The following is a 24,065-nucleotide window of genomic DNA, read 5'->3' as shown; positions in this document are numbered from 1 at the left end:
GAGTTGCTGATCGTACCGACAAGGCGACCCGGCGGCTCGGGCGCGCACGAGGGGAGCCTCAGGGAGCCAGCCCCGTCTTCAACCCCGCTCCGCACAGCGGCACGACGGCCGTGCGGTCCGTCCATGTGCCGGCCGCCGCCCAGCAGGCCACTCCCGTGGATTCGACGAACAGGCCGCGGGCGGCGAGATCGCGCTGGGCGGCCCGGATCTCGTCCTCCGTGACGGTCAGGAACGTCCCGCCCCACTCCCGTACCGCCCGCAGGATCTGACGGGCCCGGGGCGGTCTCGGAATGGCGATGCCCTCGGCGAGGGTCGGCCGGGCGGGGGAGCCGTCGAGCAGCCCGTCCGCGCCGGCGTGGAACGCCGCAGCCAGCGGTGAGACCGCCTCCGCCTGGACGGCGATCAGCGCGGGGCGGGAGTCGATCAGTCCGTGCGCGTGGAGTTCGGACAGTGCCTGGGCCGCGCCCAGCAGCAGGGTGCCGTTGCCGACGGGGACGACGACCGCCTCCGGGAGCCGGCCGCCCAGGTCCTCCCACAGCTCGTAGACGTAGGTCTTGGTGCCGTGCAGGAAGTACGGGTTGTAGACGTGGCTCGCGTAGAAGACCCCCTCCGCGTCGGCCGCCGTGCGGGCGGCCGACGCGGTGGTCTCCCGGTCGCCGGGGACGATTTCCAGCCGTGCGCCGTGTGCCCGGATCTGTTCGACCTTCTTGGCGGACGTGGCCTCGGGGACGTATACGGTGCAGTCCAGCCCGGCCCGGGCGCAGTACGCGGCGACCGCCGTACCCGCGTTCCCGCTGCTGTCGGCGATGACGCGGCGTGGTCCGAGACGCCGGGCGAGTTCGGCCAGCATGACGGCCCCGCGGTCCTTGAAGGAGAGCGTCGGCGTCAGGAAGTCGAGCTTCGCGGAGACGGTCCGCGTGAGTTCGACGAGTGGGGTGCGGCCTTCGCCGAGGGAGGCTGCGGGGTCGGAGAGGGGCAGCGCCTCCTCGTAGCGCCACAGCGAATTCACCCGGCCGGCCAGCGCTTCGAGGGGGACGGGGGAGGCGCTGAAGGCCAGGTCCAAGGGGCCGCGGCAGTCGGGGCAGCACCAGCTCAGGGAGCTGGTTGCGAAGTGGCTGCCGCAGTCCGGGCAGTGATAGGTCGTCATGGCTTCGCAGCATGGCATTCGTATGGCGTCTCTGTTACTTGGCGGTCGGACCTCTTGTGGGATTCCTATGGATCGGCCAACCTTTCGCTCGGCAGGTGGACAGGGAACGCCGCGAACCCGTCGGCAGACCTTGTCATGCTCCTGTCCACATCCCCCACAGCAACGCACCACCAATGAGGAGGACCCCTCACATGTCAGTGATGCGTGATTCCCGGCGAAGACTCGCCACGGTCAGTGCCACAGCCGTCGCCGCTCTCGCGTTCGGTACGGTCTCCGCCCTTCCGGCCGCCGCGGTGGAGCCTGCGCCCGACGGCGTCATCCAGAACGCCGGCGCCCCTAACTCCGTACCGGGCAGCTACATCGTCACACTCGACGAATCCGCGGCCGACGCGGGATCCAAGGCGGGCAAGGCCCTCGCCGCGCAATACGGCGCCGAGATCAAGAAGACGTACAGTGCCGCGCTGAACGGCTACGCCGTCGAACTCTCCGAGAAGCAGGCCAAGAAGTTCGCCGCGGATCCGGCCGTCGAGTCCGTCGTGCAGAACCGCGTCTTCACGATCTCCGGCACGCAGCCGAGCCCTCCCTCCTGGGGCCTCGACCGGATCGACCAGAAGGCCCTGCCGCTGAACCAGAGTTACACCTACCCCGACAGCGCGGGTGAGGGGGTCACGGCGTACATCATCGACACCGGCGTGCGCATCACGCACACCGACTTCGGCGGCCGTGCCTCCTACGGCTACGACGCCATCGACAACGACAACACGGCCCAGGACGGCCACGGCCACGGCACCCACGTCGCAGGCACCGTCGCGGGCTCCGCGCACGGCGTGGCGAAGAAGGCCAAGATCGTCGGCGTACGCGTGCTGAACAACCAGGGGTCCGGCACCACCGCGCAGGTCGTCGCAGGCATCGACTGGGTGACGCAGAACGCCGTCAAGCCGGCCGTCGCCAACATGAGCCTCGGCGGTGGGGTCGACACCGCCCTCGACACCGCCGTACGCAACTCCATCGCGTCCGGCGTCACCTACGCCGTCGCCGCGGGCAACGACGGCTCCAACGCCTCCAACTACTCGCCCGCCCGGGTCACGGAAGCCATCACCGTCGGCTCCACCACCAACTCGGACGCCCGGTCGAGCTTCTCCAACTACGGCAGTGTGCTGGACATCTTCGCCCCGGGCTCGTCGATCACCTCGACGTGGAACAGCAGCGACTCGGCGACGAACACCATCTCCGGCACCTCGATGGCCACCCCGCACGTCGCGGGCGCGGCGGCCCTGTACCTCGCGCAGAACAGGAGCGCGACCCCGGCCCAGGTCTCCTCGGCCCTGACCACCGCCGCCTCCAGCGGCGTCGTGGGCAACCCGGGCACCGGCTCCCCGAACCGCCTGCTGTACGTGGGCACCGGGGGCACCGACCCGGAGCCGCCGACCGGTGACCGCTTCGAGAACACCACCGACTACGCGATCAACGACAACGCCACCGTCGAGTCGCCGGTCACCGTGAGCGGAATCTCGGGCAACGCACCCTCCGACCTGAGCGTGCCGGTCAGCATCCAGCACACCTACATCGGTGACCTCCGGGTCCAGCTCGTCGCTCCGGACGGCACCGCGTACACGCTGAAGGACTACGGCACCGGCGGCAGCGCCGACAACATCAACACCACCTACACGGTGAACGCCTCGGCGGAGGCCGCCAACGGCGCCTGGAAGCTGCGGGTCAGCGACAACGCCTGGTGGGACACCGGAAAGATCGACTCCTGGGCACTGCAGTTCTGAGCCCATGAGCCGGTGACCGGCACAGCAGCACAGGGGCGGCCGCTCGCGCGGCCGCCCCTTCGCCGTGTCACGCCGGGCCGCCCACCTCGACGTTCCTCACGCGTATCATTCGCGCGCCTGTTCGCGTCGGGTGCGAGCAGCGGACCCGACGAGGAGCGCCTTGCCGTGGACCCCTCCGCACGGGGCGGGCAGCCCTACACGCAGTACCAGCCGTACCAGCAGCTCCTGCCGTATCCCCGGCCGCCGCAGCCGGTGCCGGTGAACGGGCTCGCCATCACCTCCCTCGTCGTGGGCATCGTCTGCTGTCTGCCACCCCTCGGACTGATCCTCGGCACCGTCGCGCTCCGACAGCTCCGCCGGAAGGGCGGCCGGGGCAAGGGCATGGCGATCGCGGGCATCGTCCTGTCCTCGATCAGCACCCTGCTGGTGCTGCTCATGGTGGTGACGGGCGGCGCGCGTGAGGCGTGGAACGGGTTCCGGACGGGTTTCGAGGACGCCGCCCGGTCGAAGGGAACCCAGGACCTGCGCCGGGGCGACTGCTTCAACGTGCCGGGCGGTGATCTGGAGCGGGTGGTGGTGAACGTCGAGATCGTCCCCTGCGACGAGGAGCACGACGCCGAGGTGAGCGGCACCCACCGGCTGCAGAAGTCCGACCCGGCGCCCGCCGGCCCCAAGGGTGAGACGTTCGCCGAAGAACGCTGCCTGGACATCAACGCCGCCTACGCGCGCGACTCATGGGCGCTCCCGAAGGACCTCGAGACGTACTACTACATTCCGACCGAGGAAAGCTGGTCCGGCGGCGACCGGATGCTGACCTGCGCCTTCACCGGTGACGCCCTCAAGGGGTCGCTCCGCGTGGGCCCGGACAGCCACGACCCGGACCAGCTCTCCTACATCAACGCCGAGCACATGGTGGAGACGGTGCGGTCGGAGCAGCCGAAGGCCGATTTCGCCGACGACCCCGTGGCGTACCGGAGTTGGGCGCGAAGGACGTCGGGCGCCCTGCGCGAGCAGGCGACAGCGCTGCGCGCCCGCTCCTGGCCCGAGGAGGCGTCGGCCGCACTGGGTACGAGGGCGCGGCAGTTCGAGGCGTCCGGCAGGCACTGGGACCTTGCCGCGAAGGCGGCGGACGAGGAGACCTTCTGGACGCAGGTGACGACGGCGGAGGAGACGCTGACCCAGCAGGCCCGGATCGCGGCCCGTGACGTGCTCGGTCTGAGCACGACCCCGCCGCCGGAGGAGGAGTAGCCGCCCGGCGAGACGAAACCCTTGAGACCCGGGTACTCGGCCTTGAGCTCCCGCAACCGGTTGAAGTTGTCGGCGAGCGGCTGCTCCGGTGCGTCGGCGATGCCGTCCACCGAGTCGGCCGCCGACAGCGGCCGGGCGTAGTCCGCCCAGGTGTCGGCCTCACCGGGGACGTTGCCGGTGAAGCATCTGCCCTCGGCGTTCACGTTGCCCAAGGCGTAGTCGATGTGGGTGAGTTTCCCGGCCCGGCCGCTGGTGTCCATGTCGGTGACCTGGAAGTCGCGGCCGTGGACACCCCACTGGGTGAAGCAGCCGACGCGCTTGTACGACTGCTTCGGGTGGTGGCCCCGGCCGCCGCCGTGGCGGGCTTCCAGGGCGGAGGTCGCGGCCGCCGCAGGCGCGAGGGCGGCGAGGAGCGAGAGCGAGCTGACGGCAACAGCCGCCCGGGCAAAGGTTCTTCGACGCAGGGGACTCATTCCTGTGCACGGACCGGCAACGGACTTCCTGAACGGAGTCGTGTGCGCAGGAAACATATTGGTATGGACCATTGGGTCAAGGGTGGGTGGCCCGGCTGCCCGTACCCCCGTTAAACCTCTGCTCAGCGGCAAATCATCACTTCGGGTGAAACCCTGGCCCATACTTGCGGTTCACAACCGAGGGTTGCCAGGCTGTTGCAGTCTGTCAACCCGTTGGGAGTGGCCAGTGACATTCGGTGAGCAGCCCGCCTATCTGCGCGTTGCGAGCGATCTCCGCGAGAAGATCGTGAACGGCTCGCTGCCGCCGCACACCCGCCTCCCCTCGCAGGCCCGCATCCGCAAGGAGTACGGCGTCTCCGACACGGTCGCGCTCGAGGCGCGCAAGGTCCTGATGGCCGAGGGCCTGGTGGAGGGCCGCTCCGGTTCGGGCACGTATGTGCGCGAGCGGCCCGTGCCGCGCAGGGTCGCCCGATCCGGCTTCCGGCCGCCGTCGGGCGCCAGTCCGTTCCGGCAGGAGCAGGCCGCGGAGGAGGCCAGGGGAAGCTGGGAGTCCAGCAGCGAGCAGGAGGGGGCGTCGCCGGAGGTGGCGGCGCGGCTCGGCATCGAGACCGGCGACCGCGTGATGCGTACGCGCTACCTCTTCAGGGACGCGGGGGAGGCGATGATGCTCTCCACCTCCTGGGAGCCCCTCGAAGTCACCGGCCGCACACCGGTCATGCTGCCCGAGGACGGCCCGCTCGGGGGCTGCGGTGTCGTCGAGCGGATGGCCGCCATCGACATCGTCGTGGACAACGTGACGGAGGAGGTCGGCGCCCGGCCCGGCCTCGCGGAGGAGTTGCTGGCGCTCGGCGGCGTCCCGGGGCATGTGGTCATGGTCATCGAGCGGACGTACTTCGCCTCGGGGCGCGCGGTGGAGACGGCCGAGGTCGTCGTGCCGGCGGACCGCTACCGGATCGCTTACCACCTGCCGGTGAAGTGAGCCAGTAGGCAAGCAGGGGGTGTATCCGGCCGGATGCGCCCCCTCTTCATGCCTCTTTGTAAAAACCCGTATCCGCTCAGTGAAGGCCAGGCGTAGGCTTCCGCATATGCATACTGCGGTTTCCTGGCGATCGTTACGGATACTCGGGCGGGCCGAGGGAGGGTTGCGATGACCGACGGCGGTGCTGTTCTTCCATGGCTCGTCATTCGGCAGGACGACAACGGCAACTGTTACCGCGTCGGCAGGTACGCCACCGAAGCCGAGGCACAGAAGATCGCGGATTCGCTCGACGGCCGCGGCCACAAGCAGCTCTACTGGGTCGAGCGGATCGGCCGGTCGGCGCGCTGAGGGTGCCTCGCCCCCGGCATTGCGACGGGCAGTACGCTCCGGCGCATGACTGATCGTGTGGTGGTCGTGGCCGGTGCCGTGTACGAGGAGGGCCGGCTCCTTGCGGCACGCCGCAGCGCGCCCGAGGAACTGGCCGGCCGCTGGGAGCTCCCCGGCGGCAAGGTGGAGCCGGGGGAGCGGCCCGAGCAGGCGTTGGTGCGCGAACTGCGTGAGGAACTGGGCATCGAGACGGAGCCGGTGGAGCGCGTCCCCGGCGAGTGGCCGCTGCGGCCGGGATATGTGCTCCAGGTCTGGACGGCCCGGCTGGTCTCCGGCGAGCCCGAGCCCCTTCAGGACCACGACGCCCTGCGCTGGCTCGCCCCCGACGAGCTCGACGCGGTCGACTGGCTCGACCAGGACCGGCCCGCGGTTGCCGCGTGCGCCCGCCGCCGACGCGAGGGAGTCGGGGAGAGTGCGCGCCGCTGAACCGTGCGCCGTTCGAGCCGCGGGTGCATCCATTGCGGTCCGCGCACGGTAAGGCGCGCCGCAAACAGGGTATGTGCTGATTAACCCCCTTAAATGGGACACGGTTCCGCTGGTGATCGGGGAAGTGATCGGGGTGATCGGCACCCGAGGCGAATGCGCCGAGTGGACTTTTCCGGCCGAACCGAACGTGGTGGGCACAGCCCGGCACGCCGTCCGGGAAACGCTCAGGCAATGGGGACTGGACACCGCTGTCGGGGATGTGACGGTTCTCCTGGTCAGTGAGCTGGTGACCAATTCCCAGCGGTACACCCCCGGCCCGATCACCCTCCGGCTGTTCCGCCCGGAGAGCGGCGACACGGTCCCTGTCCTGCTGGTCGAAGTCTCCGATCCGCTTCCGGATCCGCCGGTCGAAAGGTCCGCGCGCGCCGAGGACGAGAGCGGACGCGGGCTGCAGCTGGTGGCCTGTTCCGCTCGGCGCTGGGGCACCCGGCGCGGAAGGACGGGCAAAACCGTGTGGTTCGAGCTGGCCCTGGCTGGTTAGGAGTCTTCAGGGACGACGATCACGTCTGAGTCGGCTCAAAACGAACGAGACCTCTCTGTGATCGTGAACGCCGTGCCGGTGGGAGCCGTAGTGCTGAATACTGCGGTCATGGCCGGTCCGGTGCGGTGAGCTGGAGGGGACGGTCGCGTGAGCGAAATACCTGAGACGGCGAGTGATGTCGTATGGCAGAGCAGCCCGCCTGGCTCGATCTATGACTACATCAAGGTGGCCTCCTTCTCGATCGGCCACGACGGACTGGTCGACCAGTGGAGCGACCGGGCCGTGGAACTGTTCGGCATCACCGCCGACGAGGTCAGAGGCAAGGATCCGGTCGAGGTCTTCATGCCCGCGGAGCTTCGCCCACGAGGCCACCGCAGGGTCGCCGAGGTCCTCGACGGCAAGGAATGGACGGGAATCGTTCCCTTCCGTATGCCAGGAGGAGGCCGGGCCCACGGCCTCGCCGAGATCTATGTAATGCCCAGTGAGACGGTCAGGGGCGAACAGGCCGCGCTCTGTATCGTCCTGGACGTCCGGGCGTTGCGCCGGATAGAGACCGACCTTGCCGCATCGCAGGCGATATTCGGCCAATCTCCATTCGGTTTCCTCCTCTTCGGTATGGATCTCACCGTCCAGCGCGCCAACCAGCGCTTCGCCACCGTCTTCGGCGGCGCCGCCGACGACCACCGAGGCCGCACGGTCCACGACTACCTCTCCCGCCCCGAGGCCGAGCGGATGAACGCCGCCCTGCGCCGGGTCCTGGAGACCGGCGAGTCCGTCACCGACCTGCAGATCGTCGGCACGGCACCGGGAAGCACGGAACGCAGGCACTGGTCGATCAACCTCTATCGCGTACACGGTGGATCCGGCCGGCCCGTCGGTGTGGCCGGGCTCGGCACCGATGTCACACGTCGTCACATAGCCGCCCGCGAAGCCGCGAACGCCCGCCGCAACCTCGCCCTCCTCAACGAGGCGAGCGCCCGCATCGGCAACTCCCTCGACCTGGAGACCACCGCCCGCGAACTCCTCGACGTCGCGGTCCCCGGCTTCTGCGACCTCGCCTCCGTCGACCTCTACCAGGGCCTCCTCACCGGTGACGAGGCCCCGCCGGGACAGTGGGGATCCGCCAGGTCGGAGAGCTACGGGGGCGGCAGCGCGGAACTGCGGCGGGTCGCCTTCGCCAGCGCCGTCTCCGGCGCCCCGCTGATGACCACCCCGGGCTGCGCACCCGAGGGCAGCGCCCCCACGGCGGTCGGCGAGGTCCACCGCTACCCGTTCAACTCCCCCTGCGCCGGGGCTCTGCGTACAGCCAGTGTCCGGACCATCCCCGGTCAGGACGGCAGCCTCGTCCAGTCGACGCTTGCCGTGCCCATGGTGGCGCACGACACCGTCGTCGGACTCGCGCAGTTCTCCAGGGCCAAGGGCAGCGAGCCGTTCGGGGAAAGGGACCGGGCGCTCGCGGTCGAGCTCGCCGCACGTGCCGCCGTCTGCATCGACAACGCCCGCCTGTACCGCAGGGAGCACGAGCGAGCCCTCATCCTCCAGCGCAGCCTGCTGCCGCCCGGCGACCCCGAAGCCGCCGGCCTCGACATCGCCTGCCGCTACCTCCCCGGCACCACCGCGACCGAGGTCGGCGGCGACTGGTTCGACGTCATCGAACTGCCCGGCCACCGCACCGCCTTGGTCGTCGGCGACGTGATGGGCCGCGGCCTGCGGGCCGCCGTCGCCATGGGCGAACTGCGCACCGCCGTACGGACCCTGGCGCTGCTCGACCTGGAACCGGCGGAGGTGCTCTCCGCGCTCGACGAGATCGCCCGCGGGCTCGGCAGCCCCGCGAAGGCAGGCCGCCCCCGGGGCGGGGGTCAGGTCCCGTCCCGGGTCGCCCACAAGTCCCGCGACGCCGACCTCTCCGAGGTCTACCTCGCCACCTGCGTCTACGCCGTCTACGACCCCGTCACCCGCCGCTGCACCTTCGCCAACGCCGGCCATCTGCCGCCCGTGCTCGTCGAGCCCGGCGAAGAGGCGCTGCTGCTCGACGTGCCGCCGGGGATGCCGCTCGGCGTGGGCGGCGAACCCTTCGAGGAGGTGGAGGTCGAAGTCCCCGAGGGTTCCCTCCTCGCGCTCTACACCGACGGCCTGGTCGAGTCCCGTCACCATCCCCTCGACGAGGGCCTGCGCGCCTTCCGCACCGCGCTCGCGGATCCGGTACGCCCGCTGGAAGACGTCTGCGACCACGTGCTCAGCACGCTCGACACCCGGCACGGCGAGGACGACATCGCGCTGCTGATGGCCCGTATCCAGGGGCTGCCCGCGGAAGCCGTAGGCGACTGGCGGCTGTCGCGGGAGCCCCGCTCCGTGGGCCGCGCCCGTGAGCTGACCCGCGGCCAGCTCACGGCCTGGGGCCTCGACGCCCTGGTCGACACGGTGGAACTCCTCGTCAGTGAACTGGTCACCAATGCGTTGCGGTACGGCGAGGGCGAGATCAGGCTCCGGCTGCTGCGGGACCGGACGCTGGTGTGCGAGGTGTGGGACGCGGGCCTGGTCCAGCCGAGACGCCGACGGGCACGTGACACGGACGAGGGCGGACGTGGACTGCAACTGGTCGGCCTGCTGAGCGCGGCATGGGGCTCACGGCGGACCCCGCGCGGCAAGACGGTGTGGTTCGAACTGGCGCTGCCGGACGGAGAGGGGTCGGCGGAGCCGACGGTGGAGCAGTTGCTGAGCATGTTCTGAGGGGGGCGCCGTCCGGCGTGGTGGGTGCGGGTGCGGCGGACCCTTCTGCCACCCCGCCCCTTCCCGCTGTATTGACGTGCGGCTCCGCCGCGTGGGCGACCCGCCCGGGAACGGTCTGGTAGGTCATGCCACTGCTCCCTGAACGCCATCCGGGACACCGGCCATGCGTCACAAACGGCCACCGCCCATCCGGCCGCGAGTGCCGACGCCGCCGAAGCTGCCGGGCCCGCCGCCGAAACCGCCGAAGCCCCCGAGATCTCCGCCATGGCCGCCGCCCCTTCCTCCGCCGAGCGTTCCGCCGAGGAGGATCCCGCCGAGCACCGCGCCCCCGAGACCACCCCCAGCGCTTCCTACTCCTGTTGCACCCCCCGGCCCCAAGGGGTTCCCGAATCCGCGCACATCGTTCTCCGCGAGGCTCTGCGCCTGCTGCGCCAGCCAGTCCGCCCGCTGCGCCTCCGCCAGCGATGTCTGCGGATCGCCGCCCGTCCCGTCGTCGTCCCCGGCCGGTGCCGCTGCCCGTTCCAGCCGGCGCTGCGCTTCCGCCAGCCGCGTCCGGGCCTCGCTGCCGACGGCGCCGCGGTGCGTGCTGATGTAGTCGGCGGCGGCGCCGATGCCGGAGCGTGCGCCGAGCATCGCCCGGTCCAGCAGGGCCCGGGCGCGCCGTGTCCCCTGCTCCTGCTCCCTGGACCCGGAGAGAGCCGCGTCCAGTCCCGCATACGCCTCGCCCAACCGGCGCAGCGCGTCGATCGGGTCGTACGGACCGGCCTCCGTGGCGCCTCGTACCTCTGCGACGACCTTCTCCGCGCGGGTGATCCGGCCCTGGAGCGTGGCGGTCGACGTGCCTTCCTCGGTTCCCTCGAGCAGTCCGCGTGCCTCTGCCAGGTCCGTCTCCGTCTCGGTCAGCGCGTCCGGCAGTTTCCCGGTTGCTTCTGCCAGTTCCTGAGCCCGGCGGTCGAGGGCCTCGATCAGCCGGGTGGCCTGGGCGACGGCCGCCTCCGCAGCCCGCACCTGAACGGCGGCCGTGCCGTTGTCGTCCGCCCCGACGGCCTGCCGGGCCCGGCCGAGACTGTTCGTCGCGAACTCCAACCGGTCCTTGGCCTGCTCCACGTCATTCGCGACCGGCGCCGCGGCTGAGGGTGTGTACCGGTCCCGCATCACACCGAGCGCGGCCTCGGCGCTGACGACCCGGCCGCTGATGTCCTCGAAGGCGGCTTCTACGGCGGCCAGTGCCTGCCGCGCGTTCCGTTCCAGGTCGCGCAGCCGGTCGAAGTCCTCCGACTCGGCGTCGAGCCGGCGATCGGCCGCCGCACACCGGGAGACGATCTCGTCCAGCATCCTGCGCCGGGTGGCGTCGTCCCCGGGACGGGCGTCGTCCAGCTGCTGACGCAGCCGGAAAGCAGCGGTCAGCTCCTGCCGGGCGTGCTCCACCGCCTCCTGGAACGGCAGCGCTGCCTCGACCCCGAACTGCGCCGCTGCGAAGCCGAGTTCCTCCTGACTGGTGCGTACCGCGTCGTCGGTGTCCACCAGCGCCTGTTTGGACCTGGCGTCGAGCTCCGGGAGCGGGGGCTCCTCCGGCGCGCCCCAGCCCTCCTGGCCGCCCTGGGGGGTGGTGCGGGTTTCCGTGCGCCGTCTGCGCTTGATGTACGCGTACGCGGCGAACACTCCGGCGGCGCCGACCACCGCGATCGGCAGCACCAGGTCGGCCCTCGTACCGGCGCCGCCGCCCGAGCCCGGATGCGCCTTGCCGGGCGTGATGTTCACCGTGGGGACGGGCGCGCCGGACAGTACCGCGCCGTAGCCGTCGGCGGCGCCGATCGCGGCGCCCGCCCAGTCGTTCTCCCGCAGGGCGGGCTCCACCGCCGTCGCCGCCACCTCGGCCAGGTGGGCGTCGGTCAGGCGGGAGGCGCCGTGGACCCAGTGCGCGTACTGCCGCTCGCGGGTGGCGACGGCGAGCAGGGCGTCCTCCTGGCCCAGCCCGGTCCTGGCGGCTGTCGTGGCCGTCCACTCCTGGGGGGAGCGGCCGGAGAAGCCGGACACAAAGACGACGAAGAGCTGAAGCCGCCGCTCGTCGTAGAGGCGGTCGAGCGCGCGGGACACCTGTGCGGCGCGGTCGTCGAGAGCACCCACGCGGTCGGTGATCCGGCCTTGCCGGGAGAGGTCCAGTGGGTCGTCGGCAGTGACCGGTCCCGCGGCGGGCACGATCAGCCACCATGCCGCCGTCAGCACGGCGAGGAGGACCCGGGCGGCTGTTCGCATCACATTTCGGAGGCTAAGTCGCGGTCTGTCCCGCCGCGACCCGGCACCGCCCGGAACCACGGGTGCCCGGTCGTAGTCCTGCATCGCATGGAGATCAACGGCAATGGGGCAACAGGAACTCGGCCGGAGGGCAGCGGAGGGGCGCTGCGGCGGAGATGGCGGAGCCCGAGGCTGAAGTGGCCCAAGCGGGTCGCCCTCGCGCTGGCGGTGGTCCTGCTCGTTCCGCCGCTCGCCGTGGCGGTGACGCTGCGCATCAACTACGCGGGCGACCTGCAGGACGGCACCCGCACCCGCGGCAAGGACGCGATCTGGCTCGGCCACGCGTGGGTGGACGGCCGCAAGAAGGACGCGGACGTGAAGGCGTTCGCCGAGCAGATACGCGGCACCGGCATCAAGGACCTGTATGTGCACGCGGGCCCGCTGGAGCACGACGGCACGCTGCCCGCCGGCCGCTACCCCCGCGCCCGGTGGTTCATCGACGCGGTGCACCGAGAGATGCCGGGCATCCGGGTCCAGGCGTGGCTCGGCGACGTACTCGCGAACGACGGCCCCGACGGACTGCACCTCGACGACAAGGGGTCGCGCGACGCGGTGGTGGTCTCCGCCGAGCAGATCCTGGACACCGGCTTCGCGGGGGTCCACTTCGACCTCGAGCCGCTCCTCTCCGGCGACCGCGATTATCTGTCCCTGCTCGACGATCTGCGCACCCTGACGAGGCACCGCAGGGCGCAGCTGTCGATCGCCGCCCACCAGATCGACCCTCTGCCCGCCGCGCACAGCGTGAACGCCGCCGTCACCGGCCGCGAGAAGTGGTGGTCGCAGGAGTTCTTCGGCCAGGTGGCGCGACGGGTCGACCAGATCGCGGTCATGTCCTACGACACCTGGATGCCGCGGGAGTTCATGTACGGCGGCTATGTGGCGCACCAGACGGAGCTGGCGCTCGAGGTGACTCCGGAGAGCACCGATCTGCTGGTCGGGCTGCCGTTCTTCCACGAGGACGACCTGGGCCACCACGAGAACGCGGAGACGGTCGCGGCCGCGGTCCGCGGCACCCGGCTGGGCCTCGGGCGCACGGACCGCGACCGGAAGCGTTTCGGCGTCGCGTTGTACGTGGACTTCGCGGCGGAGGAAGGCGACTGGCAGGCCTACCGCGAAGGGTGGTGCTGACGGGCCGGCCGGCCCGCCGCCGTCCGGGGGAGCGGTCAGCCCTCCCGGCGCCTGATCTTGTTGCCCAGCCACACCAGCGGGTCGTACTTCCGGTCGGCGGCCCGTTCCTTCAGCGGGATCAGCGCGTTGTCGGTGATCTTGATGCCTTCCGGGCAGACCTCCGTACAGCACTTGGTGATGTTGCAGTAGCCGAGTCCGTGTTCGTCCTGTGCCGTCGCCCTGCGGTCCAGTCCCGTCTCCGCGGCCGCGTCGAGGGGATGCATGTCCAGCTCGGCCACCCGCATCAGGAAGCGCGGTCCGGCGAAGGCCTGCTTGTTCTCCTCGTGGTCGCGCACCACATGGCAGGTGTCCTGGCACAGGAAGCACTCGATGCACTTGCGGAACTCCTGCGACCGGTCCACGTCCATCTGCTGCATCCGGTACTCACCGGCCGCGACACCCGGTGGCGGCACGAACGAGGGGACCTCCCTGGCCTTCGCATAGTTGAAGGAGACGTCGGTGACCAGGTCCCGCACCACGGGGAACGCGCGCAGCGGTGTGACCGTGACGGTCTCCTCGCGGGAGAAGACCGACATACGGGTCATGCACAGCAGACGCGGCCGGCCGTTGATCTCCGCACTGCACGAGCCGCACTTGCCGGCCTTGCAGTTCCAGCGAACGGCGAGATCGGACGCCTGCGTGGCCTGGAGACGGTGGATGATGTCGAGGACGACCTCTCCGTCGTTCACCTCCACGGTGAAGTCCTCGAGGCCGCCGCCCTCCTGGTCACCCCGCCAGACCCTGAAGTGGGCTCGGTACGCACTCACTCGGTCAGCTCCTCTTCGGCGAGGTACTTGACCAGCTCTTCCTTCTCGAAGAGGGCGAGCAGGTCGGGACGGATGGGATCGGTCGTCTTCCGTTCGAGCTCGATCCGGCCGCTCGCCGGATCGGCGCCGGCCGCCGGGGCCAGCCGGCAGACCAGGTTCGCCCGGCGCCATTCACGCTCCATGCCTGGGCAGTCCTCGCGGGTGTGACCGCCGCGGCTCTCCGTGCGTTCCAGGGCCGCCCGTGCGACGCACTCGCTGACCAGCAGCATGTTCCGCAGGTCCAGGGAGAGGTGCCAGCCGGGGTTGAACTGCCGGTGTCCCTCGACCCCGGCCCGGCTCGCCCGCACCCGCAGCTCCGCCAGCTTCTCCAGGGCCTGTTCCATCTCGCCCGCCCGTCGGATGATGCCGACCAGGTCGTTCATCGTCTGCTGGAGCTCCTGGTGGAGCGTGTACGGGTTCTCCGGGGCCGCGCCGTCCGCCGGACCCTCCGCGCTGAAGGGGCGCAGCGCCTCCGCCGCCGCGGCGTCGATCCGGGTCTCGTCGACGGTGGGCCGCGCGGGGAGCCGCTGGGCGTATTCGGCCGCGTGGAGACCGGCGCGGCGGCCGAAGACGAGCAGGTCGGAGAGGGAGTTGCCGCCGAGGCGGTTGGAGCCGTGCATCCCGCCGGCCACCTCACCGGCCGCGAACAGCCCGGGTACGCCGAGAGCGGCGGCGGTGTCGGACTCGACGGCGATGCCGCCCATCACGTAGTGGCAGGTGGGGCCGACCTCCATGGCCTCCGCCGTGATGTCGACGTCTGCCAGCTCCTTGAACTGGTGGTACATCGACGGCAGCCGGCGCCGGATGACATCGGCCGGCATCCGGGTGGAGACGTCGAGGAACACCCCGCCGTGCGGGGAGCCGCGGCCCGCTTTGACCTCGGCGTTGATGGCGCGGGCCACCTCGTCGCGCGGCAGCAGTTCTGGGGGGCGGCGGTTGTGGTCCGGGTCGTCGTACCAGCGGTCGCCCTCGTCCTCGGACTGGGCGTACTTCTCCTTGAAGACGTCCGGAACGTAGTCGAACATGAACCGCTTGCCCTCGGAGTTGCGCAGCACCCCGCCGTCGCCGCGCACCGACTCGGTGACGAGGATGCCCTTCACCGACGGCGGCCAGACCATCCCCGTCGGATGGAACTGCACGAACTCCATGTTGATCAGCGGGGCGCCCGCCAGCAGCGCCAGGGCGTGCCCGTCGCCGGTGTACTCCCAGGAGTTGGAGGTCACCTTGAAGGACTTGCCGATGCCGCCCGTCGCCAGGATGACGGAGGGCGCTTCGAGGACGAAGAAACGGCCGGACTCCCGCTCGTAGCAGAAGACCCCGGAAACCCGGCCGTCGCCCTTGAGGACACGGGTCACCGTGCACTCCTGGAAGACCTTCAGGCCGGCCTCGTAGTCGCCGAGCTCTCGTTCGTCCTCCTGCTGCAGCGAGACGATCTTCTGCTGGAGGGTGCGGATCAGCTCGAGCCCGGTGCGGTCACCGACGTGCGCGAGGCGCGGGTACTCGTGGCCGCCGAAGTTGCGCTGCGAGATCCGGCCGTCCTTGGTGCGGTCGAAGAGTGCGCCCCATGTCTCCAGCTCCCACACCCGGTCCGGCGCCTCCCGGGCGTGCAGCTCCGCCATCCGCCACTGGTTGAGGAACTTGCCGCCGCGCATCGTGTCCCGGAAGTGCACCTGCCAGTTGTCGTTGGAGTTCACGTTGCCCATGGAGGCGGCGATGCCGCCCTCGGCCATCACGGTGTGCGCCTTGCCGAACAGGGACTTGCAGATCACCGCCGTACGCGCGCCCCGCTCGCGCGCCTCGATGGCGGCGCGCAGGCCCGCGCCGCCCGCTCCCACCACGACGACGTCCCACTGCTGCCGTTCGAGCTCAGTCATCAGGACCTTCCCTCTGCAACAGCCATCTAGAACAGCCTCGGATCGTCGAAGGCGCCGGACGCGACGAGATAGACGTAGAAGTCGGCGAGCGCGACGCTGAACAGCGACACCCAGGCGAGCTGCATGTGGCGGGCGTTCAGCTTGCCGACCCACCCCCAGAGCCGGTAGCGCACCGGGTGCTCGGAGAAGTGCCGCAGCCTGCCGCCGATGATGTGCCGGCAGGAGTGGCACGAGAGGGTGTACGCCCAGATCAGCACGATGTTGACCAGGAAGACGAGAGTGCCGAGGCCCATGTGGCCCCACTCGTAGTTCTCGTCGCGGAAGGCCAGCACCGTGTCGTAGGTGAGGATCGCGGCGACCGGCAGGGCCGCGTAGAAGAAGTACCGGTGGATGTTCTGGAGGATCAGCGGGAAGCGGGTCTCACCGGTGTACTTCTTGTGCGGTTCGGCGACGGCGCAGGCCGGTGGGGAGGCCCAGAAGCCCCGGTAGTAGGCCTTGCGGTAGTAGTAGCAGGTCAGCCGGAAGCCGAGCGGGAAGATCAGGATCAGCAGCGCGGGGGACAGGCCCCACCAGCTGCCGAAGATCTCCCAGTTCGGGCCCGCGTGCATCGGTTGGCAGTTCTCCGCCAGACAGGGCGAGTAGAACGGTGAGACGTAGGGCGCCGCGTAGTAGTCGTCGTTCGCGAAGGCGCGCCACGTCGAGTAGACGATGAAGGCGAGCAGTCCGGCGGCGGTCAGGGCCGGGGCGAGCCACCAGCGGTCCGTCCGCAGATGGCGGGGCGCGATGGTGGCGCGCGTGTCCCCGTGCACGCCCGTATTGACTTGTGGTGGTTCGGTACCAGTGGCCAACGAAGACTCCGGGTGGAGTGGGTCGGGGTGTGGACTGGGTCGGCGGCCTCACGGGCCGCTGTCAGGGGCCGGTCCTGCCGTCGCCCCGGTCAGGGCGCGTGCCGGTCGCGGACGCCCAGGCCCTCGTCGTCCGAGTCCGTCCACAGGGCGTTGTCGTACGGAGTGTCGGGGATGGTGACCAGGTCGGTACGGACCTTGGCGGCCGGAGCCGCGGCGGCGGCCGTGACGGGGCCGGCGGCGCGCAGCTGGTCCACGGTCTGCTCCAGCTGTCCGACGCGCCGGACCAGCTCGTCGAGGCGGCTCTGGACCGCTGCCAGATCTTCCTGCTGTGACATGACTTGCCCTCACTTCCGCAGGGTGCGGCGTCGTTCATGCGCCTGCGAGTGTCGCGCGTCACATCCCCGCTTGTGAAGGGGACGTACGCGATTCCGGTGCGTGCGCCACCGGCGCGCCCTTGGTGGTTGTTGTCTCACTCCCCCCATATTCGCCCCTTGTGTCCGGTTGTGCGGCGTTCTTGGTTCGCCCGCACGGGTGGCATTGGCGGCGGGTGCGCCGTGCCTCCGCCGGGTGCGGCGCTCCGTCCACTTCAGTGTGGGGAATCGGTGTGATCATCTCTAAATTCGACAAAACAGGACGAAGAGGTACAAGCCATGTCCCAGGTCGAAGCCCCTCGCGGGCGGACATGCTCCCGAAGGCTCCGCCCCGTCGCACTGCTCGCGAGCGGAGTGCTCGTACTCCCCGTCCTCGCCGGCTGCAGCTCGGGTGAGGACCAGGACCGGGGCAAGCCCCCGGCCCAGGACATCTCGCCCGCCGAGCGCAGCCTCGTGGCCGACGGAGGCACCCTGCGCTGGGCCGTCGACTCGATGCCCGCCACCCTCAACACCTTCCAGGCGGACGCGGATGCGACCACCGGCCGGATCGCCGGAGCCGTGCTGCCCGCCCTGTTCGTCCTCGACGAGAGCGGACGGCCGCAGCGTAATCCGGACTATCTCGAATCCGCCGAGGTCGTCGAACGCGAGCCCAAGCAGGTCGTGCTCTACAAGCTCAACCAGCAAGCGGTGTGGAGCGACGGCCGCGAGATCGGTGCACCCGACTTCCTCACCCAGTGGCGCGCCCTGAGCGGAAAGGATTCTTCTTACTGGACGGCCCGCAATGCCGGGTACGACCGGATCCAGAAGATCGAGCGCGGCGAGAGCGATCTCGAGGTCAAGGTCACCTTCACCAAGCCGTACGCGGACTGGCAGTCGCTGTTCACACCGCTCTATCCCAAGAACGTGACCGGGACACCGGCGGCCTTCAACGACGGCGCCCGCACCAAGCTGGACGTGACCGCCGGCCCCTTCCGGATCTCCAGGATCGACCGTCAGGCCAACACGACCACTCTGGTGCGCAACCCCCGCTGGTGGGGGGAGCGGCCCAAGCTCGACGAGCTGGTCCTGAGCGCCGTGCCGCGCGACGGGCGCGTCGCCGCACTGGCTGCCGGGACGCTCGACCTGGCGGACATCGACCCGTCGGCGGCGGAACGTATCTCCTACGCGGTGAAGGACGCCGGGCGCGGTGGCCGCCCGCTCGCCTACGGCCCCGTCGCCGCCACCGCCCCGTCCACCGCGCTGAAGTCCTGGGCACTGGCCCACGGCTCCGACGAGGAGCTCGCCGAGGTCGCCCAGGAAGCCCGCAAACGGGCGGCGGAAGCCGAGAAGAAGTACGCGCAGGAGCAGTCGGCCCTCAGCAGGTACGAGGTCCGCAAGTCGTTGGAGCCCGCCCACACCCAGCTCGCGCTGAACGGCGAGTCCGGGCCGCTCGCCGACGACCGGGTCCGCCGCGCGATCGCCCGCGCAGTGAACCGCAAGGAACTGGCCGAAACCGTCCTCACTCCGCTCGGCCTGCCTGCAGAGCCGCCCGGCAGTCATGTCGCGCTCGCCGGCCAGGCCGCCTACGCGGACAGCAGTGCCGCGCTCGGGAAGCAGGACACCCAGGAGGCGCAGGCGCTGCTCGCCGACGCCGGCTGGACGCCCGACGGGCTGCTCGAGGAGCCGGCCGAGGCGGGAGGCGAGGCCGGGAACAAGGGCAGGGCCGAGGACGCGCAGAAGGACGCCGGGAAGAAGGAGGGGGAGCCCTCGGGCGGGCCCTCGTCGAGGTCCTCCTCCGAACCCGCGGAGGCGGCATCGGAGAAGAACGAGGACGTCGCCTCGAGCGACGGGCGCTACACCGTCGGCGACGACAAGCCCGCCGACCACGACCCACGCAGCGGATCCCGCGCAACGCACATCCTCGCCCCGGCCCCCGCCGCCGCTCTCCAGAGCATCGCGCTGCACCGCCAGGCCGCGTCGCTGCGCGACGACGCGGAGGGTTCCGGCGACACGAGCGACAAGAAGGCCCGGGAGAAGGACGGTATGGCCGGTGCCTACGCCCCGAGCGGCACCGCTGCACCCGAGGGCGCCACAGCGGGCGGCGCCCTCGGCAAGAACGGGAAGCCGCTCCGCCTCCGCTTCGTCCTGCCGTCCGGTCCCGGCTCCGAGGTGCTGCGCACCATCGGCGACAAGATCGCGCAGATGCTCGACCGGATCGGGGTGCGGACGGAGATCGTCAAGGTCGACGACGCGAGCTTCTTCAAGGACCACATCGCCTCCGGCGACTACGACCTGGCCCTGTACTCGTGGCCGTCCAGCCCCTACCCGGCGACCGACGCCAGGCCGATCTACGCCAAGCCCAAGCCGGCCTCCGACGGCTCGCTCCTGGTCGAGCAGAACTACACCCGGGTCGGCACGGACTACATCGACCAGCTCTTCACCCAGGCCGCCGGAGAGCTCGACAAGGATGCCGCCCGCGATCTGATGCGCAAGGCCGACGCCAGGATCTGGGCCGCCGCGGGCTCCGTTCCGCTCTACCAGCGGCCCGAGCTGGTCGCGGCACGCAAGAACGTCGTCAACGCGGGAGCCTTCGGGTTCGCGGACCCCCGTTACCAGGACATCGGTTTCAAAAAGCCCGGCGCTGGCGCCAAGAAGTAGCGACTGAACGGAAAACAGCAGGTCACAACCTCAGAACTGGCTCAAGTTCCTTGCCCGCCGGCGTCGCCGGCGGGCAAGCTCGTGCCCGACCCTCGACCCGGGCCGACCCCTGTGTGTCCGCTCCCCACCGCGCCGGCGCACCCCCTGCCGCGGCGTGATCCCCGCCTCCTTCGCCCCGGACCCCATCGTTCCGGGAGGCTCCTGTCCCAGCGGCCCCGTACCATGGGACAAGCCGTGGCATGTCCGCCCGGCGGGCGGATGAGGAAAACACATCCAACGCCTGTATCCCACGATCGAGAGAAGCGCCAGCACGCATGCCCACGCGCCACGACATCCGTAACGTCGCCATCGTCGCCCATGTCGATCACGGCAAGACCACCCTGGTCGACGCCATGCTGAAGCAGGCCGGTGCCTTCGCCGCGCACGCCGCCGAGCAGCTCGACGACCGCATGATGGACTCGAACGACCTGGAGCGTGAGAAGGGCATCACGATCCTGGCCAAGAACACCGCCGTGAAGTACCACCCCAAGGCCGGCGGGGCCCCGATCACCATCAACATCATCGACACCCCCGGTCACGCCGACTTCGGCGGCGAGGTCGAGCGCGGTCTGTCGATGGTGGACGCGGTCGTCCTCCTCGTCGACGCCTCGGAGGGCCCGCTCCCGCAGACCCGCTTCGTGCTGCGCAAGGCGCTCGCCGCGAAGATGCCGGTCATCCTCTGCATCAACAAGACGGACCGCCCCGACTCCCGGATCGCCGAGGTCGTCGACGAGACGTACGACCTGTTCCTGGACCTGGACGCGACCGAGGAGCAGATCGAGTTCCCGATCGTCTACGCCTGCGCCCGTGACGGCGTCGCCTCGCTGACCAAGCCCGAGGACGGCACCGTTCCGGCAGACAGCGACAGCCTGGAGCCGTTCTTCACCACGCTGCTCGCGCACGTTCCGGCTCCCGAGTACGACGAGTCCGCCCCGCTGCAGGCGCACGTCACCAACCTCGACGCCGACAACTTCCTCGGCCGTATCGCGCTGCTCCGGGTCGAGCAGGGGGAGCTGCGCAAGGGCCAGACCGTTGCCTGGATCAAGCGCGACGGCACGATCTCCAACGTCCGCATCAGCGAGCTGATGATGACCGAGGCGCTCACCCGCAAGCCCGCCGAGGTGGCCGGCCCAGGTGACATCTGCGCCGTCGCCGGTATCCCGGACATCATGATCGGCGAGACGCTGGCCGACCCGGAGAACCCGATCGCGCTGCCGCTGATCACGGTCGACCAGCCGGCGATCTCCATGACGATCGGTACGAACACCTCGCCGCTGGTCGGTCGTGGTGGCACCGGCAAGGGCGCCGACGCCAAGTCCGCGGTGAAGGACCGCAAGGTGACCGCCCGTCAGGTCAAGGACCGCCTGGACCGCGAGCTGATCGGCAACGTCTCGCTGCGCGTGCTGGACACCGAGCGCCCCGACGCGTGGGAGGTGCAGGGCCGCGGCGAGCTGGCGCTGGCGATCCTGGTCGAGCAGATGCGTCGCGAGGGCTTCGAGCTGACCATCGGCAAGCCCCAGGTCGTCACCAAGGAGGTCGACGGCAAGGTGCACGAGCCCGTCGAGCGCATGACGATCGACGTGCCCGAGGAGCACATGGGCGCCGTCACCCAGCTCATGGGTGTCCGCAAGGGCCGCATGGACAACATGTCCAACCACGGCTCCGGCTGGGTGCGCATGGAGTTCGTCGTCCCGTCCCGCGGCCTGATCGGATTCCGTACGGAGTTCCTGACCAACACCCGCGGCACCGGCATCGCCCACTCGATCCACGAGGGTCACGAGCCGTGGTTCGGGCCGCTGGTCACGCGCAACAACGGATCCCTTGTCGCCGACCGTTCGGGTGCCGTCACCCCGTTCGCGATGATCAACCTGCAGGAGCGCGGTGTGCTCTTCGTGGAGCCGGGCACCGAGGTGTACGAGGGCATGATCGTCGGTGAGAACTCGCGCTCCGACGACATGGACGTGAACATCACCAAGGAGAAGAAGCTCACCAACATGCGTGCCGCTTCCGCGGACAACACCGAGAACGTGGTCCCGCCGCGCAAGCTCTCGCTGGAGCAGTCGCTGGAGTTCTGCCGCGACGACGAGTGTGTCGAGGTGACCCCGGAGGCGGTCCGCATCCGCAAGGTCGTCCTGGACCAGAAGGAGCGCGGCCGCGCGGCTTCGCGCGCCAAGCACGGCTGACGGATCGCCAGACCTCTGGCAAAATCGCTGAACACACGGCCCGGCCCTCCGCAGACACTGCGGAGGGCCGGGCCGTTCGTCAAATCCTTTTCCTGGCCCGAGTGTCCGCATATCGGCCACCGCGCTCCGGAACATGTGTTAACGGTCCGTTTCGCGGGTGTCTGTCTGGGATCGCTTTGTCCAGGTTTCGGGCTGGAGCCCCTCTCTGATGTTGTCAAAACGAGACCCTTTAGGTGTGGTTTACAGGCCTGTCCTACTTAATAGTTGGCTCCATTGAGCTCGGGTCAATGGGTCATGCGCTGTGGGGAGCGCCGACTCACGAGCACACTCGGGGCACTTGACGAGCGCTGTCAGGGGTGTCAGCGCGCGTAGAACCGTGTCCCTCTTGTAGTGACAAGTGGACTCATGAGGAGGAACCCATGCGTGGTGCCAAGAGCGCCAAGTGGGTCGCGGGAGCGATCGTTGTCGCCCTGGCGGCCACTGCCTGTGGTAGTGGCAGCGGTGATGAGGGGAAGAAGAACGCGTCGGGCAAGCCCGAGGGCTACGTCTCGATCGACGTCGGTGAGCCGCAGAAGCCGCTGATCCCGGCCGACACGAACGAGACCAACGGCTCGTACGTGATCCAGTCGCTCTTCACGCAACTGCTGGACTTCGACGCCCAGGGCGAAATCGTCTACACCAACGCCGAGTCGGTGGAGACGCAGGACTCGAAGACCTGGACCGTCAAGCTCAAGTCCGGCTGGAAGTTCCACAACGGCGAGGCCGTCACCGCGCAGTCGTACGTCGACGCGTGGAACTGGTACGCGAACATCAAGAACAACCAGCAGAACAGCTTCTGGTTCGCGGACATCGCCGGCTACGACGACGTGCACCCCGAGAAGGGTGACCCGAAGGCCGACAAGATGTCCGGCCTGAAGGTCGTGGACGACACCACCTTCACGATCACGCTGAAGGACAAGGTCCCGTACTTCAACTACAAGCTCGGCTACGCGACGTTCGCGCCGCTGCCGAAGGTCTTCTTCGACGACCCGAAGGCGTTCGGCCAGAAGCCGGTCGGCAACGGCCCGTACAAGTTCGAGAAGTGGACCCACAAGAAGCTGATCCAGGTTGCGGCCAACCCTGACTACCAGGGCCCCAACAAGGCGCAGAACAAGGGCATCCAGTTCAAGAGCTACACGACCCTCGAGGCCGCGTACCAGGACGTCGTCTCCGGCAACCTGGACATCATCCGCCAGGTCGGCCCGACGGACCTGCCGAAGTACAAGCAGGACCTCGGCAAGGGCGCCATTGAGCAGCCCTACGCCGCCATCCAGTCGCTGGTTCCGGCGTTCTACAGCAAGACGTTCAAGGACATCGACCCCAAGGTCCTCCAGGGTCTGTCCATGGCGATCGACCGTGACACGATCACCAAGACCGTCCTGAACAACACCCGTACCCCCGCGACGAGCTTCACGCCGCCGCAGGTCAAGGGCAACCAAGACCTGGGTACGGACGTCTTCACGTACAACCCGGCGAAGGCCAAGCAGCTCATCACCGAGGGCGGCGGCGTCCCGGAGAACAAGCTGTTCATCCAGTACAACAGCGACGGCGGCCACAAGGAGTGGGTGACCGCGGTCTGCGAGTCCATCCGCAAGGCGACCGGTGTCGACTGCGTCGGCGACGCCAAGCCGGACTTCCCCACGGACCTCGAGGCCCGTGACAACGACCAGGTGAAGTCGATGTACCGCGGTGGCTGGGTGGCCGACTACCCCGTCAACGTGAACTTCATCAAGGAGCTCTACCACACCAGCGCCGAGTCCAACAACGGCCGTTTCTCCAACAAGGAGATCGACGGCCTGATGGCGAAGGCGGACAAGGCCAGCTCCCTGGAAGAGGCCGTGAAGGGCTACCAGGAGGTCGAGAAGAAGCTTCTCGAGCAGATGCCGGCCATCCCGCTGTGGTACTACCGGATCAACGGTGGCCACGGCGAGGCCGTCGACAACGTGAAGGTCGACTTCCACGGTGACCTGGAACTGACCGGAGTCACCGTCAAGTAAGCGCCTGCGGGCCTCATCCCCACTCGGCCGTCACCCGCCGCCGTCGGTCATCCGGCGGCGGCGGTGGTCCGCGGGGCTGTCCGCTCATTGGGCAGCCCCGCGG

At 69.7% G+C, this 24,065-nt stretch carries 17 protein-coding genes; 11 read left to right on the top strand and 6 right to left on the bottom strand.

Annotation, left to right across the window (positions count from 1 at the left end):
* Nucleotides 1-58: 58 nt before the first annotated feature.
* On the bottom strand, nucleotides 59-1,147 hold the full coding sequence (locus tag IE198_RS18250; RefSeq protein WP_189887771.1) for a threonine synthase: 1,089 nt from the start codon (nucleotides 1,145-1,147) through the stop codon (nucleotides 59-61).
* A 191-nt stretch (nucleotides 1,148-1,338) separates the two neighbouring features.
* Between IE198_RS18250 and IE198_RS18245 the strand changes: the two genes are divergently transcribed.
* The 7 genes from IE198_RS18245 to IE198_RS18215 all read left to right on the top strand — a co-directional run bounded on the left by IE198_RS18245 (nucleotide 1,339) and on the right by IE198_RS18215 (nucleotide 9,706).
* Nucleotides 1,339-2,922: a S8 family peptidase gene (locus IE198_RS18245; protein WP_189887769.1), complete on the top strand. Its 1,584-nt coding sequence runs from the start codon at nucleotides 1,339-1,341 to the stop codon at nucleotides 2,920-2,922.
* A gap of 165 nt (nucleotides 2,923-3,087) precedes the next feature.
* The gene (locus IE198_RS18240; RefSeq protein WP_189887767.1) at nucleotides 3,088-4,170 is read left to right on the top strand and encodes a DUF4190 domain-containing protein; all 1,083 of its coding nucleotides are present in this window, start codon (nucleotides 3,088-3,090) and stop codon (nucleotides 4,168-4,170) included.
* Nucleotides 4,171-4,869: 699 nt separating this feature from the next.
* Nucleotides 4,870-5,622 (top strand): GntR family transcriptional regulator, encoded by a 753-nt coding sequence (locus tag IE198_RS18235; RefSeq protein WP_189887765.1) that lies wholly within the window; start codon nucleotides 4,870-4,872, stop codon nucleotides 5,620-5,622.
* Between the two features lie 168 nt (nucleotides 5,623-5,790).
* Nucleotides 5,791-5,970 carry an SPOR domain-containing protein gene (locus tag IE198_RS18230; protein ID WP_189887763.1) on the top strand — a complete coding sequence of 60 codons (180 nt, stop codon included), beginning with the start codon at nucleotides 5,791-5,793 and terminating at the stop codon, nucleotides 5,968-5,970.
* Between the two features lie 45 nt (nucleotides 5,971-6,015).
* A complete protein-coding gene (locus IE198_RS18225) occupies nucleotides 6,016-6,435 on the top strand; it encodes a (deoxy)nucleoside triphosphate pyrophosphohydrolase (RefSeq protein ID WP_189887761.1) in 420 nt (139 codons plus the stop codon).
* 124 nt (nucleotides 6,436-6,559) lie between these two features.
* Nucleotides 6,560-6,976 (top strand): ATP-binding protein, encoded by a 417-nt coding sequence (locus tag IE198_RS18220; protein WP_189888004.1) that lies wholly within the window; start codon nucleotides 6,560-6,562, stop codon nucleotides 6,974-6,976.
* Between the two features lie 147 nt (nucleotides 6,977-7,123).
* Nucleotides 7,124-9,706: a SpoIIE family protein phosphatase gene (locus tag IE198_RS18215; RefSeq protein ID WP_189887760.1), complete on the top strand. Its 2,583-nt coding sequence runs from the start codon at nucleotides 7,124-7,126 to the stop codon at nucleotides 9,704-9,706.
* Between the two features lie 168 nt (nucleotides 9,707-9,874).
* Here the strand turns inward: IE198_RS18215 and IE198_RS18210 are convergent, their stop codons facing one another.
* The gene (locus IE198_RS18210; protein ID WP_189888002.1) at nucleotides 9,875-11,962 is read right to left on the bottom strand and encodes a TPM domain-containing protein; all 2,088 of its coding nucleotides are present in this window, start codon (nucleotides 11,960-11,962) and stop codon (nucleotides 9,875-9,877) included.
* Nucleotides 11,963-12,049: 87 nt separating this feature from the next.
* Here IE198_RS18210 and IE198_RS18205 point away from each other — a divergent pair, with 87 nt between their 5' ends.
* Complete coding sequence (locus tag IE198_RS18205) at nucleotides 12,050-13,129, top strand: glycoside hydrolase family 18 protein (protein ID WP_229834060.1); 1,080 nt, start codon at nucleotides 12,050-12,052, stop codon at nucleotides 13,127-13,129.
* Nucleotides 13,130-13,164: 35 nt separating this feature from the next.
* On the opposite strand, the gene IE198_RS18200 is transcribed toward IE198_RS18205, so the two are convergent.
* The 4 genes from IE198_RS18200 to IE198_RS18185 form a co-directional block, all read right to left on the bottom strand.
* Nucleotides 13,165-13,935: a succinate dehydrogenase/fumarate reductase iron-sulfur subunit gene (locus IE198_RS18200; RefSeq protein WP_189887758.1), complete on the bottom strand. Its 771-nt coding sequence runs from the start codon at nucleotides 13,933-13,935 to the stop codon at nucleotides 13,165-13,167.
* Nucleotides 13,932-15,848: a fumarate reductase/succinate dehydrogenase flavoprotein subunit gene (locus IE198_RS18195; protein ID WP_189887756.1), complete on the bottom strand. Its 1,917-nt coding sequence runs from the start codon at nucleotides 15,846-15,848 to the stop codon at nucleotides 13,932-13,934. The genes IE198_RS18200 and IE198_RS18195 overlap by 4 nt, the downstream gene beginning before the upstream one ends.
* Before the next feature lie 26 nt (nucleotides 15,849-15,874).
* Nucleotides 15,875-16,696 (bottom strand): succinate dehydrogenase subunit SdhC, encoded by an 822-nt coding sequence (gene sdhC / locus IE198_RS18190; RefSeq protein WP_189887754.1) that lies wholly within the window; start codon nucleotides 16,694-16,696, stop codon nucleotides 15,875-15,877.
* Nucleotides 16,697-16,785: 89 nt separating this feature from the next.
* The gene (locus tag IE198_RS18185) at nucleotides 16,786-17,031 is read right to left on the bottom strand and encodes an Rv0250c family protein (RefSeq protein WP_189887752.1); all 246 of its coding nucleotides are present in this window, start codon (nucleotides 17,029-17,031) and stop codon (nucleotides 16,786-16,788) included.
* A gap of 315 nt (nucleotides 17,032-17,346) precedes the next feature.
* Here IE198_RS18185 and IE198_RS18180 point away from each other — a divergent pair, with 315 nt between their 5' ends.
* The 3 genes from IE198_RS18180 (at nucleotide 17,347) to IE198_RS18170 (ending at nucleotide 23,962) form a co-directional block, all read left to right on the top strand.
* Complete coding sequence (locus tag IE198_RS18180; RefSeq protein ID WP_189887750.1) at nucleotides 17,347-19,704, top strand: ABC transporter family substrate-binding protein; 2,358 nt, start codon at nucleotides 17,347-17,349, stop codon at nucleotides 19,702-19,704.
* A gap of 314 nt (nucleotides 19,705-20,018) precedes the next feature.
* Complete coding sequence (gene typA, locus IE198_RS18175; protein WP_189887748.1) at nucleotides 20,019-21,926, top strand: translational GTPase TypA; 1,908 nt, start codon at nucleotides 20,019-20,021, stop codon at nucleotides 21,924-21,926.
* A 419-nt stretch (nucleotides 21,927-22,345) separates the two neighbouring features.
* Nucleotides 22,346-23,962 (top strand): peptide ABC transporter substrate-binding protein, encoded by a 1,617-nt coding sequence (locus IE198_RS18170; RefSeq protein ID WP_189887746.1) that lies wholly within the window; start codon nucleotides 22,346-22,348, stop codon nucleotides 23,960-23,962.
* Nucleotides 23,963-24,065 lie beyond the last annotated feature (103 nt).

Origin of the sequence: Streptomyces xantholiticus (assembly GCF_014651015.1) — a bacterium.
GTDB classification, from domain to species: domain Bacteria; phylum Actinomycetota; class Actinomycetes; order Streptomycetales; family Streptomycetaceae; genus Streptomyces; species Streptomyces xantholiticus.
The sequence above is the reverse complement of the archived record's forward strand: the minus strand, read 5'-3'. Positions and strand labels throughout refer to the sequence as shown.